This is a genomic window from Burkholderia sp. LFS061 (assembly GCF_047978125.1).
In the GTDB taxonomy this organism is placed as follows: Bacteria; Pseudomonadota; Gammaproteobacteria; order Burkholderiales; family Burkholderiaceae; genus Burkholderia; species Burkholderia pyrrocinia_C.
On record NZ_JBFPFS010000001.1, the window covers coordinates 335542 to 356422 of the forward strand.

Here is a 20881-nt window from a genome sequence, read left to right on the forward strand (position 1 = left end):
GTCCGGCCGCATCGCGGCCCGCCTCGCATGCTTACCTCGATCGTCGCCGCCGCTTTCGTCGCGCTGTGGTCCACCGGCTTCATCGTTGCACGGGCAATCAAGCCCTACGCCGATCCCAACCTGTTCCTGCTCGCCCGTTTCGCGGGCACGGCCGCGCTGTTCGGCGCGGTTGCGCTCGTCGCGCGCGCGCCGTGGCCGGCCCGCCGCGAATGGCCGCGCCACCTGATCGCGGGCGCGCTATTGCAGGGCGTCTATCTCGGCGCGAGCTACTGGGCCGTCGCGCAAGGGCTGAACGCGGGCGTGATGGCGCTGCTCGGCGCGCTGCAGCCGCTCGCCACCGCCGTGCTCGCCGTCCCGCTGTTCAACGAGCGGCTGCCCGCGCGCGGCTGGTTCGGGATGGCGCTCGGGCTCGCCGGCGTCGCGCTCGTGCTGGCGCCGAAGGTCGCGGGCGGCGTCGCGCCGCCGCCGGGCGCAGCGCCTGCGTGGTTCGTGGTCGTCGTATCGGTGCTCGCGGTCGGGTCGATCACCGCCGGTTCGCTGTACCAGAAGGGCAAGCTCGCGCAGAGCGACCTGCGCACCGCGGTCGCCGTGCAGAACTTCGGCGCGGCGATCGTCGCGGCGATCTTCGTCGCGCTGCTGCATGAAACGCGCTGGATCGGCGCGCCGGCACTGTGGGTGTCGCTCGTGTGGGGCGTCGTGTTCCTGTCCGGCGGCGCGGTCACGATGCTGATGTGGATGCTGCGGCGCGGCAACGCGGCGCGCGCGACGTCGCTGCTGTTCCTCGCGCCGCCGCTTGCCGCGCTGCAGGGCTACCTGCTGTTCGGCGAGACGCTCGCGGCGATCCAGCTATTCGGCTTCGCACTCGCGCTGGCGGGCGTCGTGCTCGCGCGGCGCTGACGCGGGCGCACATGTGCGCGGTTGTACGGCCGCACCGACGCTTGCCGACAAGCTCGAGCTCATCGAGGCGGGCCTCACGGATGCCGTTCCCGCGGCATCCCGCACCCGCCCGGCGCACCGTGCACCACGGTGACGCAGCGCGTCTCGCCGAAGCAACGCAAGGCGGCCGGATCGCACGCCCGGCGCGGCGCCCCGCCGCGATTGCGCTTATGATGGGCGCCTTGCATTTCGTTCCGGAACCTTCTTCATGACATCCGCCGATTACGCCAGCCGCCAACGCGCGATCATTGCCGAACTGAACGTCGCCCCGCATTTCGACGCCGAGGCCGAGATCGCCCGCCGCGTCGATTTCCTCGCGCAATACCTTCGCTCGACCGGCCTGCGGGCCTACGTGCTCGGCATCAGCGGCGGCGTCGATTCTTCGACGGCCGGGCGGCTCGCGCAACTGGCGGTCGAACGCCTGCGCGCCGACGACTACGATGCGCGCTTCATCGCGATGCGTTTGCCGAACGGCGTGCAGAACGACGAAGCCGATGCGCAGCGCGCGCTCGCGTTCGTGCGCGCGGACGAGGAACTGACCGTCGACGTGAAGCCGGCCGCCGATGCGATGCTCGCGTCGCTGGTCGCATCCGGTCATGCGTTCGACACGCCCGCGCAACAGGATTTCGTGCACGGCAACATCAAGGCGCGCGAGCGCATGATCGCGCAGTACGCGGTGGCCGGCGCACGGCGCGGCATCGTGATCGGCACCGATCACGCGGCCGAATCCCTGATGGGTTTCTTCACGAAGTTCGGCGACGGCGGCGCGGACATCCTACCGCTCGCGGGCCTGAGCAAGCGCCGCGTGCGCGCGGTGGCCCGCGCGCTCGGCGGCGACGAAGCGACCGTGATGAAGGTGCCGACGGCCGATCTCGAGGAACTGCGCCCGCTGCGCCCCGACGAGCACGCATACGGCGTCAGCTACGACGAGATCGACGATTTCCTCGAAGGCAAGCCGGTCAGCGACCATGTGTACGAAACGGTGCTGCGCTTCTACGACGGCTCGCGCCACAAGCGCGCGCTGCCGTACACGCCGTTCGACTGGCCGATCGCGCAAGCCGGCCACCGGCACGAAAATATCGCCGCGTCGCAATCCGGCGCTGCGGCCGCATGACCGGCCGGTAGCGCCGGAACCCGACCGCCGCGCGCACCGTAGCGGCTACGCGCGGCAACCAAACGACGGGCAACGCTACGCGTGCCCGCCCGTCTTCTTCGCCTGCAGCGCGCGAATCCGCATCCGTGCGCCCGTATCGCTGACCGTCGTGTCGTACATCGTCGCGAGATCGCGCTTGAGCGCGGTGCGCGAGCCGCCGTCGAGATACACCATGTGCCCCGACGGATAGAAACGCGCGGACAGGTTCTGCCGCACCTTCTGATCCTCGAGCGGCATCTGCTGCAGGTCGATCACGGTCTGGTAGAACGGCGTGACGAAATCGTACAAGCCGTTCGCCGACAGCACCTTCAGGTCGACATTCAACGCCATCACCGCGGCGAGATCGCCGGCCGTATAGAGGATCACGTTCCCCTGCGCATCGATGCCCTGCTGTGCGCCGGTCGGGTCGATGTGGCTGAAATCCCAGTTCCTGAACGCCTGGTCGTTCAGGTCCGTGAACGCGGAATTCGACGTGAACTTCAACTGCTCGTTCAGATAGCTGTTCCACATCGCCGTATAGACGCCCGTCACGGCCGTCATCGTCGGATCGTTGCCGCCCGAGTTCGGGTCGATCTTGCCGGCGATGCCCGTCGAGATCGCGGTCACGCGGCCGTCGTACGAACCGAGCGAGAGCCCCTGCGCATGCAGCAGCGTCGTCAGGAACAGCGAATTGCCGCGCGCGTCGTAGCCGGCGATGTCGAGGCGCCACGATTGCAGCGTCGCCGTGTCGATGCCCGTGTATTGCGACAGTTTCTGCACGGCGGCCGGGTCTGCATGCGGGGCCTTGCGCAGCGCGTTCAAGTAGTCGGTGCGCGAGAACTGCGCGACTTCCTCGACGAACGCGCCGAGATCGGCCGGCGCCGGCGTGACGCCGAGTTTCTTGTGATACCACGCATCGGCCGCGGCGGTCGGCAGCGCGCCGACCGGGTTGCCGGCCTGCCGGTAGTCGAGGATCGACGATTGCAGCGTGACGCCGTTCAGGTCGACGCCGTCCTCGTGCAGCTTGTATGCGAGCACGCAGCTGCGCGCGGTGCCGTACGATTCGCCGAACAGGTATTTCGGCGAATTCCAGCGGTTGTTCTTCGTCAGGTAGCGCTTGATGAACTGCTTCAGCGAATCCGCATCCTGGTCGACACCCCAGAAGTTGCGGTTCTTGTTCGGCGCGACGGCCGCCGAATAGCCGGTGCCGACCGGGTTGATGAACACCAGGTCGCTGTGGTCGATCATGCTGTCCGGGTTGTCTTCCATCTGGTACGGCGCGGGCGGCGTGAAACCCGGCATCGACGTCTTGATCCGCTTGGGCGCGAACGAGCCGAGCAGCACGAACACCGACGACGAACCGGGCCCGCCGTTGTAGAAGAACGTCACGGGCCGCGTTTCCTCCTTCGCGCCGTCGGCCGTGAACGCAACGTAGAAGATCTTCGCGGCCGGCAGCGAACTGCTCGGGTCGACCGTCACGAGGTGGCCGACCGTCGCCGTGTACGCGATGCGCTTCCCGTCGATCAGGATCGTGTGATGCGTGATCGCGGCCGCTTCGGTCGTGTCGGTCACCGAATCGTCGGGGCCGTTGCCGTACGCAACCGGATCGAAGAACGGCTGGTCGCGGCCGCGGCTCAGCGCGACCGGATTGACGGTCGGCGGCACGCCATGCGAATTGTGGTCGCCGTGATGCAGCGGATAAACGCCGCCGGAAGATGCGGAATCGATGCCCATCGTGCTGCTCCTGGAGGTGAAAAAGACGCGGGCAGGAAACCCGCGTCGAACGGAAAGGCGTGTGCCGACGCGTCAGCTCGACGGCTTGCGCGCGAGGATCGCGGCGAGCTGCGCGCCGTCCGGGCTGCCGAGGCCCGTGCATGCGTCCCAGCCCGACGCGGCCGCATACGTGCCGTTCGATCCTTTCGTGATATCGCGCAGCGCGCCCGGATTCTTGTACAGCACCGGATTGACCCAGCCGGCCGATGCGCCGGCCGCCGCATTGATCCGCGCGATCAGCGCGGCCCACAGCGGCGCGACCGCGCTCGTGCCGCCCATCACGGTAGCCGTGCCGGCGACCGATACCTCATAGCCCGTCTGCGGCGACGCATCGCCGGCGACGTCCGGCACGCCGCGCTTTGCGAGCGGCGTGCGGCTGCCGTCGGCGCGCGTGACGGCGAGCCCCTGCTGCCACGCCGGCAGGTCGAACAGCGTACTAACGCCGCCGCCGCCCGCGCCGCCGCCCGACGCCTCGTCGTTCCACGTGACCTCGCTGCGGATGCCCTGCCCTGGCAGCGCGTCGAGCTGCGTGCCGCCGCAGCCGAGCACGTACGGGCTCGATGCGGGGAAGTCGACGTGATCGGCGCCGTCCTGCAGCCCGTCGCCCGAGCCGCTGTCGCCCGACGCCGCGCACACGGTGATCCCCTGCGCAGCCGCCGCCTGCAGCACGCGGTTGAACGCCTGCGCCGACTGCGCCTGCCAGACCGCTTCCGCGCCGCCCCAGCTGATCGAGATCACCGACGGCTTGTTGGTCTTGTCGTTGACGGCCGCGTTGACGGCCTGGATGAAGCCCGCGTCGCTGTTCGGTGCGAAGTAGACCGCGATCTTCGCGGCCGGCGCGATCGCACCGGCGATCTCGATGTCGAGCGCGACTTCGCCGTCCGGACCGTTCGGGTCGCCGGACGGCGCGTTGCGGCCGGTGCCGACGTTCACGTCGACGAGCGTCGGCGGCGTCTTGATGCCGAGCCCGCTGAAATACTGCCGGATGTCGGCCGCACGGTAGCCGCCGCCGAGTTCGACGATCGCGATGCACTGCCCGGCGCCGTCGCCGGCCGGGAAGCCGTACAGCGACGCGAGCTGGATCGGCGTGAACGTGACGCCCGCCATGCCGCCGCGCGCGGGCCTGAACGGCGGGCGCAGCCGGAAGTGCGGCCGCGCCTGCGGGCGGCTGTCGAGGCCGAGCACGGCCGTGACGGCGTCGCCGAGATCGTCGGGCAGCGTGATCGGGCCCGAGCGACCGCGATACTGGCCGATCGAACGATGCTCGAAACGCTCGAGCTTCACGCCGAACGCCGCTTCGAACTGCTGGATCATGCCGGACAGCACGACGACGCTTTCGACGGGATCGACGCGATCGACCGTCAGCTGGTGACGGCGCGCGAAGTCCTCGGTCTTGCGGATGTCGTCGGGATTGGCGGAGAAACGCTGCGCGAACGCGTCGCGCGACAGCGGTTTCGCCTGTGCGTCGCCGGTGGCGAGCTGCTGGACCAACGTATCGAGTTGCCCTTCTTCCTGCCGCCGCAACATGATCGTGACGTGGATGCGTTCTGCCGGATCGCACGGGCCGAGGCACTTGGATTCGGCGACGATTCGGGGTTCACGGTCGGCGTGAAGATGCCTTGCCATGTTCAGACCCTCCTTGGTACCGCGTTGCACGGAACAGCCAGGAAATCGGACATAGCCGGCGGAAGTCGGTTCCGTTCGGTCAGTCGGTTCGCAGCAGCGCGAAGTTAAAAGGAGTTTAGAACAGTCAGATGATTTGCGCGCACGCCCTTCTGCGGCGGGGATGCGCACGAAGGCCGGCATTGCACGCGGCCTTCGCCGATCGGCGCAGCGGCGCCGCGCGGCCCGTCGACCTGCGCGGCGGCAAGGCAGCGGCGGCGCTCAGTCCATCGACAGGCGCAGCGCGAAACCGATCAGCGTCGCGGAAAACGTCCAGCGCTGCACCGTCTGCGCGAGCGGATGCGCGCGCATCCACGCCGCGATGCGCGCCGCGCCGAACACGCAAGCGAGGTCGAAGCACACGCCGGCCGCAACCAGCAGCGCGCCGAGTTCGAACATCTGCACGACGACCGGCCCGGCCTCGGGCCGCACGAACTGCGGCAGCAGCACCGAGCAGAACAGCAGCGCCTTCGGGTTCAGCAGGTTCGTCAGCAGCCCCTTCACGAACGACTGCCGCAGCTCGCCCGCCGCCGCGTCGCCGTCGCCGAGCGCGAACACCGGCGAGCGGAACACCTGGATCGCGACATACGCGAGATAGAGCGCGCCGCCGTAGCGAATCACCTCGTACAGCCACGGCGCGCTGCGGATCAGCGCCGCGACGCCGCATGCGGACAGCGTCACGTGCGCGGTGCGCGCGAACGACAGGCCGGCCGCCGCCGCCATTCCCGGCCGCACGCCGCGGCCGATGCTGGTCTGCAGCACGAGCGCCATGTCGGGCCCCGGCACCGCATAAATGGCCGCCAGCGCGGCGAGATAGATCAACAGCAAATGCGTGGAAATCATGTTCTGCCCCCGTCCTTCAATGACGATATGTTGCCGCTGAAGAAGGAGGGATTATTGGCCATCTTTATCCCGGAATTGGCGATCCATAGCGGAATCCGCCACAATCTCTAATTCAGAACAAGGATTCCGCCAACATGACCGAACTCGACAAAACCGATCGCGCGATCCTCGCTGCGGTGCAGCGCGACGGCCGCCTGCCGATCGCGCGTCTCGCCGAATCCGTCGGCCTGTCCGAGACGCCTTGCGCGCGGCGCCTCAAACGTCTCGAAAGCGACGGCTACATCGAGCGCTACCGCGCGCAACTGTCGCGCCAGGCGCTCGGCTTCGGCGTCGTCGCGTTCGTGCTGGTGCGGTTCGCGACGCACGACCGCAAGGTCGCCGACCGGTTCGAACGGGAAGTGCTGGGCATCGAGCGGATCCTCGCGTGCCACAACGTCGCGGGCACGGCCGACTACCTGCTGCAGGTGGTCGCGCGCGATCTCGACGACTACGGCACGTTCCTGCGCGACTCGCTGCGGATGCTGCCGGGCGTGACGTCGATCGAATCGGCGCTGTCGCTGCGCGAGGTGAAGCACGACGCGGGGTTGCCGGTGCCGTGACGCGCGCGGCGGCCCGCGCCGATGTAACGCTCGTTCACATTGCCGGCGGCGCCGGCGTCACGCGATGTCCGGCGCCTGGTGCGCGCGCTCGAGATCCTCGAGAAACGCCTCCACGAGCGGATTACCGCGCCCGTTGCGCGCGACGACCATGTGGAACGTCACGTCGTAGCGCAGTTGCTCCGGATTGAGCGGCGCGAGCAGCCCCTGCGCGACGTACGGCGCCGCGAAGTGCTGCGGCAGGTAGCCGAGGTGGTGACCGGACAGGATCAGCAGCGCGACGGCCTCCATGTTGTCGGCGGTCGCGGTCACGCGGTCGGGCGTCGTCGACATCTGCGCTTCCGGCAGCGGATACGAGCGCCACGCCCATTCGAAGCCCGCGACGTCGGCCGGCGTCAGCGTGCCGGCGCCGTCAAACAGCGGATGGCCGCGGCCGCAGTACGCGACCTGGCGCTCGACGAACAGCGGCGTGTAGTGCAGCGACGGCACGCGGTGCCAGAAATAGCCGACCGCGATCTGGATCTCGTCGCTCAGCAGCTTCTCCTCGAGATCGCCCGGCGCGCGCACGGAGATCGAGAAGCGCACGGCCTCGTCGCGCGTGCGGAACGCGGCGATCGCCTCGGCGATCCGCGCGTTCTGGCTCACCGGCGTATGGCCGATCAGGCCGATGTTCAGCGTGCCGACCAGCTGGCGGTCCATGTGCCGCGCGGCCATCCCGAATTCGTCGAGCGCCGCGAGCAGCTTGCGGCTCATCGCATGGAACCGTTCGCCCTTCGGCGTGAGCCGGAAACCGCTGCGGCCGCGCTCGCAGAGCCGGTAGCCGAGCCGCGTCTCGAGCGACGCCAACTGCGCGCTGATCGTCGACTGCCCGACGTTCAGCACGGCCTGCGCGGCCGATACGCCGCCCGCGTCCGTGACCGCGAGAAACACGCGGATCAACCGTAGATCGAGGGTCGACAGATTCCCCAGCACGCTCATCCCCTTCCATACATCGATGAAAATCGATGTTAACGTCGATATCTTCGCATTCTTCTTTCCCGGCCGAGCGCGTAAAACTGTGCGCCAAGCCGCGTCGAATGATACGGCAACCCCACATCGGAAGAGGCGCCCCATGAACGACCACACCCATTTCCAGCCGCTCGGCGGCAACGAGATGCCGCGCTGCGGCGGCATCGCGACGATGATGCGCCTGCCGCACGTGGCGAGCGCCGAAGGCCTCGACGCGTGCTTCGTCGGCGTGCCGTTCGATCTCGGCACGTCCAACCGCACCGGCGCGCGCTTCGGCCCGCGCCAGATCCGCACCGAATCCGTGCTGCTGCGCCCGTACAACATGGCCACGCGCGCCGCGCCGTTCGATTCGCTGCAGGTCGCCGACATCGGCGACGTCGCGATCAATCCCTACAACCTGCACGATTCCATCGCGCGGATCGAAGCCGCGTACGACGCGATCCTCGAGCACGACTGCAAGCCGGTCACGCTCGGCGGCGACCATACGATCGCGCTGCCGATCCTGCGCGCGATCCACCGCAAGCACGGCAAGGTTGCATTGATCCACGTCGATGCACACGCCGACGTGAACGACACGATGATGGGCGAAAAGATCGCGCACGGCACGCCGTTCCGCCGCGCGGTCGAGGAAGGCCTGCTGCACGGCGACAAGGTCACGCAGATCGGCCTGCGCGGCACGGGTTACGCGGCCGAGGATTTCGACTGGTGCCGCGAGCAGGGCTTCCGCGTCGTCCAGGCCGAGGAATGCTGGAACAAGTCGCTCGCGCCGCTGATGGAAGAAGTGCGCGAGCGCGTCGGCGACACGCCCGTCTACATCAGCTTCGACATCGACGGTATCGATCCGGCCTACGCGCCGGGCACCGGTACGCCGGAAATCGCGGGCCTCACGGTGCCGCAGGCGCTCGAGATTATCCGCGGCGCGAAGGGGCTGAACATCGTCGGCTGCGATCTCGTCGAGGTCGCGCCGCCGTACGACCCGTTCGGCACCACGGCGCTGCTCGGCGCGAACCTCGCATACGAGCTGCTGTGCGTGCTGCCGGGCGTCAAGTACCGCGACTGATCCCGCGCCGCCATCTATTCCAAATCAGAGGATTCCAGAGGAGCACACATAAAGATGGGGACTTCCGTCAAACAACCGAAGCGGGCGGCGCTCGCTTCGTTCGTCGGCACCACGATCGAGTGGTACGACTTCTATAGCTACGCGACCGCCGCCGCCATCGTGTTCGGGCCGCTGTTCTTTCCCGGCGAAAACCGCTTCGTCAGCCTGCTCGCATCGTTCGGCTCGTTCGCGGTCGGCTTCTTCGCGCGGCCGCTCGGCGGCGTGATGTTCGGCTATCTCGGCGACCGCTTCGGCCGCAAGCGTTCGCTGCTCGCGACGCTGATGCTGATGGCCGTATCGACGGTCGCGATCGGCCTGCTGCCGACCCATGCGCAAGCCGGTGTGATCGCACCGATCCTGCTCGTGCTGATGCGCGTGCTGCAAGGCATCGCGGTCGGCGGCGAATGGGGCGGCGCGGTGCTGCTCGCCGGCGAGCATGCGCCAGAAGGCAAGCGCACGTTCTTCGCGTCGTTCGCGCAGCTCGGCAGCGCGAGCGGCCTGATCCTGTCGATGCTCGCGTTCGGCGCGATCAGCACGCTGTCGAAGGACGACATGATGAGCTGGGGCTGGCGCGTGCCGTTCCTCGCGAGCGCCGTGCTGCTGGTGGTCGGCTTCGTGATCCGCGCGAGCGTGTCCGAGTCGCCCGAGTTCGAGGAAGTCAGGAAGAGCGGCAACACCGCGCAAAACCCTGTGCGCGAAGCGCTCAAGTACTGGCCGCTGCTGCTGCTCGCGATCGGCGCGAACGTGTACGGCATCGCCGGCGTGTATTTCAGCAACATCTTCATGATCAGCTACGCGACGCAGTTCCTGTCGCTCGACCGGTCGATGGTGCTGCATTGCATGGCGATCGTCGCGGTGCTGCAGTTCGTCGTACAGCTCGCGGCCGCGTTCCTCGCACAACGCTTCGGCACGACGCGCGTGCTGCTGATCACCGGCGCATGGGCCGCGATCGTTCCGTTCGTGATGCTGCCGCTCGTACACATGGGCACGCCGCTGTCGATCACGGTCGGCGTCGGCCTCGCGACGCTCGCGGAATCGGGCTACTACTCGGTGGTCGCGGGCTTCGTCAGCGGCATCTTCGTCGCGCGGATCCGCTACACGGCGATCTCGATCGCATACCAGGTGTGCGGCGCGCTCGCCGGCGGCCTCACGCCGCTCGTCGCGACCATCATCGCGCAGAACACCGCACCGCAATGGTGGCCGCTCGCGATCCAGTATACGAGTGCCGCGATCCTGTCTTCGCTGTGCGTGTGGCTGATCTCGCGCCGCGTCGGCATCGACGATGCCGGGGCGCCCGGCAAGGCGAACGAGCCGCTGCCGCACGGCGCGCGCACCGCGTGATTTCCGCACGACGGGCAGGCGGCTTCGCCTGCCCGGTTCTCGCGCATACGGGGCGACCAACAGGTCGCCCGTTCCCGTTCCGGGAATCCCCTCCCTCGCCTGTTGCGCGACGACGTCGCCGACAGTCTTCCCGATGGCCTTCTTCAGGCGTTTTCACGCGGTAGTACTTCACACCGATCCGGATAACGAAGCGTCCCGGGGCGTGCCCGGGACGGTCTGGATCGGTGCGACGCCTGTCGCCGGAACGATGATCGCGGCGGCAGTCACATAACGTTCGCGCGTTATTGCATCGGGTTGCGCAGCGCCTTCGCCGCCGCGACCATGTTCGTCAGCGCCGGAATCACTTCCGCCCACTGGCGCGTCTTCAGACCGCAATCCGGGTTCACCCACAGACGCTCCGCCGGAATCCGCTCGGCCGCCTTCTTCATCAGGCCGACGATGTGACCCTGCGTCGGAATGTTCGGCGAATGGATGTCGTACACGCCCGGCCCGATCTCGTTCGGATACCTGAAGCTGTCGAACGCGTCGAGCAGCTCCATGTCCGAGCGCGACGTCTCGATCGTGATCACGTCCGCGTCCATGTCGGCGATCGACGCGATGATGTCGTTGAACTCCGAATAGCACATGTGCGTGTGGATCTGCGTATCGTCCTGCACGCCGTTCGCGGTGATGCGGAACGACTCGACCGCCCACTTCAGGTACTCGCTCCATTGCGCGCGGCGCAGCGGCAGCCCTTCGCGCAGCGCGGCCTCGTCGATCTGGATCACGCGCACGCCGGCCTTCTCGAGATCGAGCACTTCCTCGCGGATCGCGAGCGCGAGCTGGTAGCACGACACCGAGCGCGGCTGGTCGTCGCGCACGAACGACCAGTTCAGGATCGTCACGGGGCCGGTCAGCATGCCCTTCATCGGCTTGTTCGTCAGCGACTGCGCATACGCGATCCATTCGACCGTCATCGCCTTCGGGCGGCTGATGTCGCCGAACAGGATCGGCGGCTTCACGCAGCGCGAACCGTACGACTGCACCCAGCCGAACTGGCTGAACGCGTAGCCGTCGAGCTGCTCGCCGAAGTATTCGACCATGTCGTTGCGCTCGGCTTCGCCGTGCACGAGCACGTCGAGCTCGAGCGACTCCTGTTCGCGAACGCTGCGTTCGATTTCAGCCTTCATCGCCGTGCGGTAGCCGGCTTCATCGAGCGCACCTGCCTTGAACCGGCTGCGCGCCTGGCGGATTTCGGCGGTCTGCGGGAACGAGCCGATCGTCGTCGTCGGGAAGGCCGGCAGGTTCAGTCGCGCCGACTGCTTCGGCGCACGCTGCGTATACGGGCTCACGCGGTTGCCGAGCCGCGCGTCGATACGCGCGATCGCCGCCTTCACCGCCGGGTTGTTCACGCGCGGCGAGCGGCGGCGCGAGTCGATCGCGGCGGCGTTCGCGGCAAGCGCATCGGCCACCTTGTCGCGGCCTTCGTTCAGCGCGATCGCGAGCACCTTCAGCTCGTCGAGCTTCTGCAACGCGAACGCGAGCCACGAACGGATCTCCGCGTCGAGCTTCTCCTCGCTCGCGAGATCGACCGGCACGTGCAACAGCGAGCACGACGGCGCGAGCCACAGGCGATCGCCCAGTTGCTTCGCGAGCGGTTCGAGCCAGTCGAGCGTCGCGCTCAGGTCCGTCTTCCAGATGTTGCGGCCGTTGATCGCGCCGACCGACAGCACGCGCTCGGCCGGCAGCTCGCGCACCAGAGCGTCGATTTCGTCGCGCGCATTGATCGCGTCGACATGCAGCCCGTCGACCGGCAGCGAGCTCGCGAGCGTCAGGTTGTCCTGAAGCTGGCCGAAGTACGTAGCAAGCAGCAGCTTGATGCGACGCGTCTCCAGCACCGCATAGGCGGTGCGGAACGCCTGCCGCCATTCGGCGTCGAGCTCGGTGACGAGAATCGGTTCGTCGATCTGCACCCATTCGACGCCCTGCGCGGTCAGCGTGTCGAGCAGCGCGCCGTACACGGGCAGCAGCTTCGGCAGCAGCGCGAGACGATCGGAATCGTCCTTCGCCTTGCCGAGCCACAGATACGTGACGGGGCCGATGATCACGGGCTTGGCATTCACGCCCTGCGCCTTCGCCTCGGTCAGTTGCTGCAGCAGGCGCGACGGGTCGAGCGAGAAGTTCGTGTCCGCGTGGAATTCCGGCACGATGTAGTGATAGTTCGTGTCGAACCACTTCGTCATTTCACCGGCCGAGACACCACCGCAGCACGCCGCATGCTCTTCCGCCGACTGCGCCGAACGGCCGCGCGCAACACGGAAATAGTTGTCGAGCACGTCGCCGTGGAAACCGTGCACGCGCTTGGGCAGGTTGCCGAGCATGAAGCTCATGTCGAGCACCTGGTCGTAGAACGCGAAATCGCCGATCGGCGCGAGATCGAGATCGCGCTGTTCGTTCCAGTGGCGCTGGCGCAGCTCGGCGCCGAGCGCCTTCAGCTCGTCGCGCGACGATTCGCCCTTCCAGTAGCGTTCGAGACCGAACTTGAGTTCGCGCTTCGCGCCGATGCGCGGAAAACCGAGGTTGTGTGTCCTGACCATGAAGCTGCCGTCCAGATGTAGTGAATGTCCGGCAGTCATGATAGGGATTTCAAACCATGAAATAAAATGGCATTATTTCATTCATCCATTAAATTTGTTCATGCATCTGTTGGGCGAGCGATATCCATGCTGGAACGATTCCATCTCGTCGTCATTCGTGAAGTCGAGCGCCAGGGCTCGCTGACCGCGGCCGCCAATGCGCTGCATCTCACGCAGTCGGCGCTCAGCCATACCGTCCGGAAAATCGAGCAGCAGCTCGGCACGCCGATCTGGGATCGTGAAGGCCGCGGCCTGCGGCTCACGCAAGGCGGGCAATATCTGCTGAAGCTCGCGAACCGGCTGCTGCCGCAGTTCGAACTCGCCGAGGAGCGGATGAGGCAGTACGCGAAGGGCGAGCGCGGCACGCTGCGCATCGGGATGGAGTGCCACCCGTGCTACCAGTGGCTGCTGAAGGTCGTGTCGCCGTATCTGTCGCGCTGGCCCGACGTCGACGTGGACGTGAAGCAGCGCTTCCAGTTCGGCGGCATCGGTGCGCTGTTCGGCTACGACATCGATGTGCTCGTCACGCCCGATCCGCTGAACAAGCCGGGCCTGCGCTTCGATCCCGTGTTCGACTACGAGCAGGTGCTGGTGGTCGCCGACTCGCATCGGTTCGCCAACGCCGACTACGTGACGCCCGAGCAACTGACCGACGAGATCCTGATCACGTACCCGGTCGAAACCGACCGGCTCGACATCTACAACCAGTTCCTGACGCCGGCCGGCATCGTGCCGAGGCGCCACAAGTCGATCGAGACGACCGACATCATGCTGCAGATGGTCGCGAGCGGGCGCGGCGTGGCCGCGCTGCCGAGATGGCTCGCCGACGAATACGCGGACCGGATGCCCGTCGTGCCGGTCAAGCTCGGCAAGCAGGGGATCGCGAAGCAGATCTTCCTCGGCATCCGCGAAGCGGATGCATCGATCGACTATCTGGCCGCGTTCGTCGCGCTGGCGCGCGAATCGACGTGGAGCGCGCCGCGCATGCTGCGCTAGGCGCGCCCATTGCAATGCGCGTCAGGCGGCGCGCATGCCGATGCGTTCGTCGCGTTCCACCCATGCGCCGAACAGCAGGCCGATCGTCGTCCACATGATCGCCTGCATGCCGATGGCCGCGACGCGGAACTTCCACAGCACGGCGGCCGGGAACGCGGCCGGCACTTCGTTGATCGACGGCAGCCCGAACTGCACGGCCGCGATGATCGCGATGAATACGAGCCCCGCGACGATCGACGCATTCCATTGGCCGAGCTTCGCCAGCAGATGGCGGCGCACGCTGACCGAGAACGCCATCGTCGCGATCGAGATCGCGATCATCAGGAAGAACAGGCCCGTGCGATAGCCGACCGTGTCGGGATCGCCGACCGACGGCGGATTGGCCGGGTACTTGATGTTCGGCACGATCACGAGCGCGACGAATGCCGCCAGCGCAAGCCACGCGGCCAGCGGCCGTGCCGGAAGGCGGCCGCCTCGCCCGTATGCATACGCAAAGACCAGCGAGAACAGCCCGCCGAATGCCGCGCCGTAGGTCACGACACCCGTCAACAGGCCGAGGCCGGCCTGCGTGTCGCGGCTGACCAGTTCGTGCTCGTGCTCCGGCACGTCGCCTTTGGCGGCCTCGAGCTTTTCTTCAAAGGAAATCGCCTGATCGACTTGCGGTTCGCCGACGATTTTCGCGAAACCGAACGTGAGGAGGCCCGCGGCGATGCCTGCGAGCATCCCGCGCATGAGCAGCTTTCCGACCATCGTGTACTCCGCGTCAGTGGCAGGGAAAGCCGAGCAGGTGGCGGCCGTCGTGGACGAATTCATGAACGACCATACCCGGCACGAGCGACGTCGCGCCTTGTTCCGCGCCGACGAAATAGAGTGCGAGCAGCAGGATCAGGCCGGCGAACACGGCCCACGGCAGCAGTTCACGGACGGGGATGGGCGCCGGCACGACAACCGGCTTCAGCACTGCTTCGCTCATGGATGCACCTCAGGGGAATCGCGCCCCGACAAATGTTGGATGGGTACGAAGGCAGGTCTGGCTTCCGGGATCGGGATTCCCCGGTTACAGTGGCGCGACCGCGCCGGGACTGCACCGGCTTCCGCGTTTCGTATCGGGCGAATTGTACGCGCGAACGGCCGCGTATTGTAGGAGTGAAAGCCCGCGGACGACCGCGCACCCGCCCCGGCCCATCCGAAAACCGACATGAACATGCATGCCTCGCTGCGCCTGATCGCACACGCATCGACCCGAGCGATGCGCACCGGCACGTTTCCCGACGACGATCCGCTCGATGCACGCGGGCTCGCGGACGCCACTGCGCTGCGCGACCGGTGGGCAGGCGTCGCCCGCTCGCTCGTGCTGTGCAGCCCCGCATGCTGCGCGCGGCAGACCGCCGATGCGCTCGGGTTGCATGCCGACGTCGATGACGCGCTGCGCGACATCGACTACGGAAACTGGCGCGGCAAGCGGCTGCACGACCTCGCGCGCGATCTGCCGGACGAACTGGGTGCATGGATCGCCGATCCATCCGCGTCACCGCATCGCGGAGAGTCGTTCGAAGCCGCCGCTCGCCGCGCCGGCGCATGGTTGAACGCGCTGCCGCCTGGCCGCGACATCGTCGCGATCACGCATGCGGCGATCGTTCGCGCGGCCGTCGCACACGTACTGCGGATGGCTCCCGACGCTGCAACCCGCATCGACGTCGCGCCGCTGTCGTGCGTGACCTTCGTTGCATCGCCGCGCGGCTGGACGTTGATGACGAACGACGATCGACGCGGCACCGATGCGTAAGTCCCTGCGGTGTCGTGTTCACTATGTGGGCCACGATACGGGCCAACGTGTCGCATCTCGGTCGCATGCCGACGTTCACCTTGCATCGCCGTAAGACATACCGTTCGTCATCCCGATTGTCATCAAACTGACTGCTGGCCACAGCTAGGATCGGAAGCGGTTCCCTTACGAGATGCCGTCATGAATCAACCTGCTTCGTCCGCCGCGAACAATCGCGGCTCCGTCGAGCGCAACCGGCAGGTCGGCTATGCCTTCTTCCTGCTGGTGCTCGCGATCGGCGCCGTCTATATCGCCACGCACCTGATCGCCGATCTGTCGCCGGTCCGCGAAGGATCGCTGTTCCCGTACCTGATGCTCGGCGCCGCGCTGCTGATCGCGCTCGGCTTCGAATTCGTCAACGGTTTCCACGACACCGCGAACGCGGTCGCCACCGTGATCTATACGCACTCGCTGACGCCGAACGTCGCGGTGATCTGGTCCGGCATGTGGAACTTCCTCGGCGTGATGGTTTCGAGCGGCGCTGTCGCGTTCGGCATCCTGCAGTTGCTGCCTGTCGAGCTGATCCTGCAGGTCGGCAGCGGCGCGGGCTTCGCGATGGTGTTCGCGCTGCTGATCGCCGCAATCGTCTGGAACCTCGCGACCTGGTATTTCGGGTTGCCTTCGTCGAGCTCGCATACGCTGATCGGCTCGATCATCGGCGTCGGGCTGATGAACCAGTTGATGCACGGGCCGTCGGGCACGAGCGGCGTCGACTGGGGCCAGGCGCTCGGCGTCGGCAAGTCGCTGCTGCTCTCGCCGATCGTCGGCTTCCTGTGCGCGTCGCTGCTGCTGCTCGTGCTGAAGGCCGTCGTGCGGATTCCCGAGCTGTACAAGGAGCCGCCGAAGGATCAGCCGCCGCCGTTCTGGATTCGCTGCCTGCTGATCCTGACCTGCACGGGCGTGTCGTTCGCGCATGGTTCGAACGACGGGCAGAAAGGGATGGGCCTCATCATGCTGATCCTGATCGGCACGGTGCCGACCGCGTATGCGCTGAACAAGGCCGTTACGCCTGCCGAATCGCAGACCTTCGTTGCGGTCGCGAACCAGGCCGCCGCGACTTTCGGGAAATACACGAACGGCGTCGCGCCGTCCGCGAACCCGCGCGCCGACATCGAGCATTACGTGCAGCGTCGCGAGCTGACGCCCGCCGTGCTGCCGGCCGTACAGCAGTTGTCGACGTCGCTCGCGACTGAGGTTGGTGCGTCGGGCTCGATGGCGGCGGTGCCGCAGCGCGACGTCGACAACGTGCGCAACACGATGTATCTGGTGTCCGAAGCAATTCGTCTGATCGAGAAGTCGGGCCAGCCCGCGCTTGCCGCTGACGACAAGCTCGCGATCGACAACTATCGCAAGCAGCTCGACCACGCGACCAAGTTCATTCCGACCTGGGTGAAGGTCGCCGTTGCGATCGCATTGGGCCTCGGCACGATGGTCGGCTGGAAACGGATCGTCGTGACCGTCGGCGAGAAAATCGGCAAGCAGCATTTGACGTACGGACAAGGCGCGTCGGCCGAACTCGTCGCGATGCTGACGATCGGCGCCGCCGACGTGTACGGGCTGCCCGTTTCGACGACACACGTGCTGTCGTCGGGCGTCGCGGGCACGACGGCGGCGAACGGGTCCGGGTTGCAATGGAGCACGGTGCGCAGCCTCGTACTCGCGTGGGTGCTGACGCTGCCGGCGTCGATCGCACTTGCGGGCGGGCTCTACTGGTTGTTCCGGGCGCTGGCCTGATCGGGGACGCAGCGGGTGGCCGGCGGAAGCCGGCCGCCTGCTGTTGGAGATTCGACCTTCGCCTCCTCGCTTCCGTGCTCCGACGTCGACGCATTCGCGTGCGCCCATCCCACATCGCGAGCTTTCCCCTCTTCCTTTTCCGAATTGGAGCGCAAGATCTGGAACGCGCCGGCGCACGGATGTCGCTAGACTGGGTTCATCAACTTCCATCGTGGACTCAACCGTGCGTGCGACGTTTCCTGAGCATTCCGAGCGACCGCACGGCGCCACACTGCTGACGAACGAGGTACGCCCGTGAACATCGCCGACCTGCAACCTGCCGTCGAATCGCTGGATATCGCGCAACGCGTCGACATAGTCGACTGGACGACCGTCGATGCCGAGCTCGATCGCTACGGATGCGCGCGCGTGCCGGGCCTGATTTCGGCAAACGAGTGCGTTGCGCTCGCATCGCTCTATCCTCGGGATGCGCTCTATCGTTCACGCGTCGTGATGGCGCGACACGGATTCGGGCGCGGTGAATACAAGTATTTCGCCTATCCGCTGCCTGCGACCGTCGCCGAGTTGCGTACCACGATCTACCCGCATCTCGCGCCGATCGCGAATCGCTGGAACCAGGCACTCGGGATCGACGTCCGCTATCCGAAAGACCATGCTGCCTTCCTCGACCGCTGCCACGCCGCGGGACAGACACGACCGACAACGCTGATCCTGCAATACGGTGCCGACGACTACAACTGCCTCCATCAGGACCTGTATGGCGAGCACGTGTTTCCGCTGCAGGTCGCGATCCTGCTGTCGGCGCCGGGACGCGATTTCACCGGAGGAGAGTTCGTGTTGACGGAACAGCGGCCACGCATGCAGTCGCGTGCGGAAGTGGTGCCGCTGACGCAAGGCGACGCGGTGATCTTTGCCGTGCACGGCAGGCCCGTGCAAGGAACGCGCGGCATCTATCGCGTCAACCTGCGCCACGGCGTAAGCCGGATCAGAAGCGGCCACCGCCACACGGTCGGCATCATCTTCCATGATGCGCAGTGACGGTAATCGGGACGAGCGCGATACGGTCGTGCGGTTGATCACGCGGATGGGTTCGCGCGGTAAACATCGCACGTCTGTCGCGCCAGTCGCGTGTAATCGTTCCGAGGACGTTACGGCCACGCATCGCCGCACGATCTGCCCGCCCGTCAGGTCATCACAGCCATGACGATTCGACGTTGCTTGCGAGCGACAGGAAACCAAAACACTCACCTGTCGCGACACAAACGCGATTAGCAGTCCGTCCTACCCTCGAGCCACATTCGCCCGCAGCCGATCGCCTGCATCGGAGGCCAATCGCGCGTAGCCCGGCAACGTCAGCAGTGCGAGCACGCCCGCCGCGACGAATGCCCAGCGGAAATCGTCGAGCACGTAATGCATGCCGGCCGCATCGCCACGTAGCAACGCCGCCAGCCGCAGCGACAACGCGCCGAACGCGATCCCCATCCCGATCGTCATTTGCTGCGCAGCGCTCCACAACGTGCTGGCCGCGCTCGTCTGGTGAGCCGGGATATCCGCATAGGCCAGCGTCGCGAGCGTCGTGAACTGCATCGACCGCGTCAGCCCGTAGACGAATACGACGAACAGCGTGATCGTCAGCGGCGTCGATGTGGTCAGCCAGCCGCATACGATCGTGAAGATGCCGACGAGCGTCACGCGCCGGAAACCGTAGCGGTCGAGGATCCACGACGTTCCCGCCTTCATGCCGAGATTGCCGAGCGCACTCGCGAGCAGCAGCAAACCGGACTGGAACGGCGACAGTCCGAAACCGATCTGGAACAGCAGCGGCAGCAGGTACGGCACGGCGTTGATCGCCATCCGCGTGATCGAGCCGGTGATCACCGTCACCGAGAACGTCGGTACCTTCAGCGTCGTGAAATCGAGCAGCGGATGCACGCAACGTTGCGCATGCAACCATGCGGCCATGCCGAACAATACGCTCGCGCCCACCAGGACGGCCGCGCGCGTGAAGTGGACATCCTGCTGGCCGGCCGCCTCGGTGCCGATCAACAGACAGGTCAGTGCTCCGCCGGCCAGCACGAAGCCGACCCAATCGAGCGGCCGCTGCTCGTCGGCCCGCGTGTTCCGGACGATCAGCCAGGTACAGACGAGCGCGGCGATGCCGAACGGGACGTTCAACAGGAAGATCCATCGCCAGGACGCATAGGTCGTGATGAAACCGCCGATCGGCGGCCCGACGACGGGCGCGACGATGCCCGGCCACGTGATCGTCGCGATCGCACGCATCAGCCTTGCTTTCTCGGTGCTGCGCACGACGATCATCCGCCCGACCGGCACCATCATCGCTCCGCCGACACCCTGCAGCAGCCGCGCAGCCGTGAACGTCACCACGCCATCGGACAGCCCGCACAGCACCGACGCGCCGGTAAAGACGACGATCGCGCTGGCGAACACCGTGCGCGATCCATATCGATCCGCGATCCAGCCGCTGATCGGGATGAACACCGCAAGCGCAAGCATGTAGGCCGTCATCCCGAGGCTCAGCGCGTTCGGCCCGACGCCGAACGAATGCGCCATTTGCGGCAGCGCGGTCGCGATCACGGTCGTGTCGAGGTACTCCATGAAGAACGTTGCGGCGACGAGATACGGCAAGAAGTCGGTCGTCCGACCACCTTGGGCAGGGCTGTCAGTCATGAATGCAGGAGATGGAATGCGAAAAACACCGACCGCCAATAGGTGCAGACAAGCACCGGGATCGGGGGCGAATGGCGATATTACCCTGAAGGGCTTTGCCTTCGCTTCGCCGACTCATGTCGCACGAATGCACTTTATGCGCATAGATTTCGGGGACGGTTTCGTGCTGCGCTCGCCGAGTGACGTCCTCGGACAGCTCGAGGCAAAGCATGGGGGGATGGATTTCTTTCACAGAAACACGCCATTTATCGGGCATCATCGATGAACGTCGCCCATCAGCGGCCATTACAACATCATCTTCGAATGTGCCGACATGCGCTAGGCACCGGCTGAAGGTGCATCGATACGATGCGTAGAAGAAGACACCTGAAAATTTCAGCGGCACAGAACTGCGGATCGCTCGAGAACGGTAGCTGCTCAAATCGATGCCATCGGCGCTCCGGCTCCGGCCCCGACTGCGGTGCCGTTGCTTGGCCGCCCGGCATTTTGGCCGCGCCAATGCAAAAACCCCCGCCTTTTGGGCGGGGGTTTCTGGCTAAGGGAGCCTGACGATTACCTACTTTCACACGGGAATCCGCACTATCATCGGCGTAGAGTCGTTTCACGGTCCTGTTCGGGATGGGAAGGGGT

The 20881-nt window shown here is 66.5% G+C and carries 17 protein-coding genes and 1 riboswitch; of the genes, 9 read left to right on the top strand and 8 right to left on the bottom strand.

Going from position 1 to position 20881, the window contains the following annotated elements; genetic code table 11:
- Positions 1-27 precede the first annotated feature (27 nt).
- Complete coding sequence (locus ACNQQL_RS01510) at positions 28-897, top strand: DMT family transporter (RefSeq protein WP_175962093.1); 870 nt, start codon at positions 28-30, stop codon at positions 895-897.
- A 247-nt stretch (positions 898-1144) separates the two neighbouring features.
- Positions 1145-2050, top strand: coding sequence for an ammonia-dependent NAD(+) synthetase (gene nadE / locus ACNQQL_RS01515; protein ID WP_347062952.1), 906 nt, complete (start codon positions 1145-1147; stop codon positions 2048-2050).
- Positions 2051-2125: 75 nt separating this feature from the next.
- On the opposite strand, the gene ACNQQL_RS01520 is transcribed toward nadE, so the two are convergent.
- The 3 genes from ACNQQL_RS01520 to ACNQQL_RS01530 all read right to left on the bottom strand — a co-directional run bounded on the left by ACNQQL_RS01520 (position 2126) and on the right by ACNQQL_RS01530 (position 6346).
- On the bottom strand, positions 2126-3802 hold the full coding sequence (locus tag ACNQQL_RS01520; RefSeq protein ID WP_347062953.1) for a S10 family peptidase: 1677 nt from the start codon (positions 3800-3802) through the stop codon (positions 2126-2128).
- A gap of 72 nt (positions 3803-3874) precedes the next feature.
- Positions 3875-5467: a S53 family peptidase gene (locus ACNQQL_RS01525; RefSeq protein ID WP_072443769.1), complete on the bottom strand. Its 1593-nt coding sequence runs from the start codon at positions 5465-5467 to the stop codon at positions 3875-3877.
- Between the two features lie 258 nt (positions 5468-5725).
- A complete protein-coding gene (locus ACNQQL_RS01530; protein ID WP_347062954.1) occupies positions 5726-6346 on the bottom strand; it encodes a LysE family translocator in 621 nt (206 codons plus the stop codon).
- Between the two features lie 134 nt (positions 6347-6480).
- Between ACNQQL_RS01530 and ACNQQL_RS01535 the strand changes: the two genes are divergently transcribed.
- A complete protein-coding gene (locus ACNQQL_RS01535; protein ID WP_059238912.1) occupies positions 6481-6945 on the top strand; it encodes an Lrp/AsnC family transcriptional regulator in 465 nt (154 codons plus the stop codon).
- 57 nt (positions 6946-7002) lie between these two features.
- On the opposite strand, the gene ACNQQL_RS01540 is transcribed toward ACNQQL_RS01535, so the two are convergent.
- Entirely contained in the window at positions 7003-7914 is a 912-nt protein-coding gene (locus ACNQQL_RS01540; protein WP_204421951.1) for a LysR family transcriptional regulator, read from the bottom strand.
- A 139-nt stretch (positions 7915-8053) separates the two neighbouring features.
- Between ACNQQL_RS01540 and speB the strand changes: the two genes are divergently transcribed.
- The gene (gene speB, locus ACNQQL_RS01545; RefSeq protein WP_072443776.1) at positions 8054-9010 is read left to right on the top strand and encodes an agmatinase; all 957 of its coding nucleotides are present in this window, start codon (positions 8054-8056) and stop codon (positions 9008-9010) included.
- A gap of 54 nt (positions 9011-9064) precedes the next feature.
- On the top strand, positions 9065-10390 hold the full coding sequence (locus ACNQQL_RS01550) for an MFS transporter (RefSeq protein ID WP_347062955.1): 1326 nt from the start codon (positions 9065-9067) through the stop codon (positions 10388-10390).
- A 281-nt stretch (positions 10391-10671) separates the two neighbouring features.
- Here ACNQQL_RS01550 and metE read toward each other — a convergent pair whose 3' ends face one another.
- Positions 10672-12966 carry a 5-methyltetrahydropteroyltriglutamate--homocysteine S-methyltransferase gene (gene metE / locus ACNQQL_RS01555; RefSeq protein ID WP_347062970.1) on the bottom strand — a complete coding sequence of 765 codons (2295 nt, stop codon included), beginning with the start codon at positions 12964-12966 and terminating at the stop codon, positions 10672-10674.
- Between the two features lie 126 nt (positions 12967-13092).
- Between metE and ACNQQL_RS01560 the strand changes: the two genes are divergently transcribed.
- Entirely contained in the window at positions 13093-14001 is a 909-nt protein-coding gene (locus tag ACNQQL_RS01560) for a LysR family transcriptional regulator (RefSeq protein WP_310143527.1), read from the top strand.
- A 21-nt stretch (positions 14002-14022) separates the two neighbouring features.
- Here ACNQQL_RS01560 and ACNQQL_RS01565 read toward each other — a convergent pair whose 3' ends face one another.
- Both ACNQQL_RS01565 and ACNQQL_RS01570 read right to left on the bottom strand, forming a co-directional pair.
- Positions 14023-14751 carry a CbtA family protein gene (locus ACNQQL_RS01565; protein WP_347062956.1) on the bottom strand — a complete coding sequence of 243 codons (729 nt, stop codon included), beginning with the start codon at positions 14749-14751 and terminating at the stop codon, positions 14023-14025.
- 13 nt (positions 14752-14764) lie between these two features.
- Positions 14765-14974 (bottom strand): CbtB domain-containing protein, encoded by a 210-nt coding sequence (locus ACNQQL_RS01570; RefSeq protein ID WP_072443795.1) that lies wholly within the window; start codon positions 14972-14974, stop codon positions 14765-14767.
- A 32-nt stretch (positions 14975-15006) separates the two neighbouring features.
- Positions 15007-15145, bottom strand: a riboswitch (cobalamin riboswitch).
- A 54-nt stretch (positions 15146-15199) separates the two neighbouring features.
- On the opposite strand from ACNQQL_RS01570, the gene ACNQQL_RS01575 reads away from it, so the two are divergent.
- From ACNQQL_RS01575 to ACNQQL_RS01585, 3 genes are all read left to right on the top strand, one after another.
- Positions 15200-15787 carry a histidine phosphatase family protein gene (locus tag ACNQQL_RS01575; protein ID WP_347062957.1) on the top strand — a complete coding sequence of 196 codons (588 nt, stop codon included), beginning with the start codon at positions 15200-15202 and terminating at the stop codon, positions 15785-15787.
- A 180-nt stretch (positions 15788-15967) separates the two neighbouring features.
- On the top strand, positions 15968-17560 hold the full coding sequence (locus tag ACNQQL_RS01580) for an inorganic phosphate transporter (protein ID WP_347062958.1): 1593 nt from the start codon (positions 15968-15970) through the stop codon (positions 17558-17560).
- A gap of 294 nt (positions 17561-17854) precedes the next feature.
- Complete coding sequence (locus ACNQQL_RS01585) at positions 17855-18598, top strand: 2OG-Fe(II) oxygenase (RefSeq protein WP_347062959.1); 744 nt, start codon at positions 17855-17857, stop codon at positions 18596-18598.
- A 243-nt stretch (positions 18599-18841) separates the two neighbouring features.
- On the opposite strand, the gene ACNQQL_RS01590 is transcribed toward ACNQQL_RS01585, so the two are convergent.
- Entirely contained in the window at positions 18842-20251 is a 1410-nt protein-coding gene (locus tag ACNQQL_RS01590) for a DHA2 family efflux MFS transporter permease subunit (RefSeq protein WP_347062960.1), read from the bottom strand.
- Positions 20252-20881 lie beyond the last annotated feature (630 nt).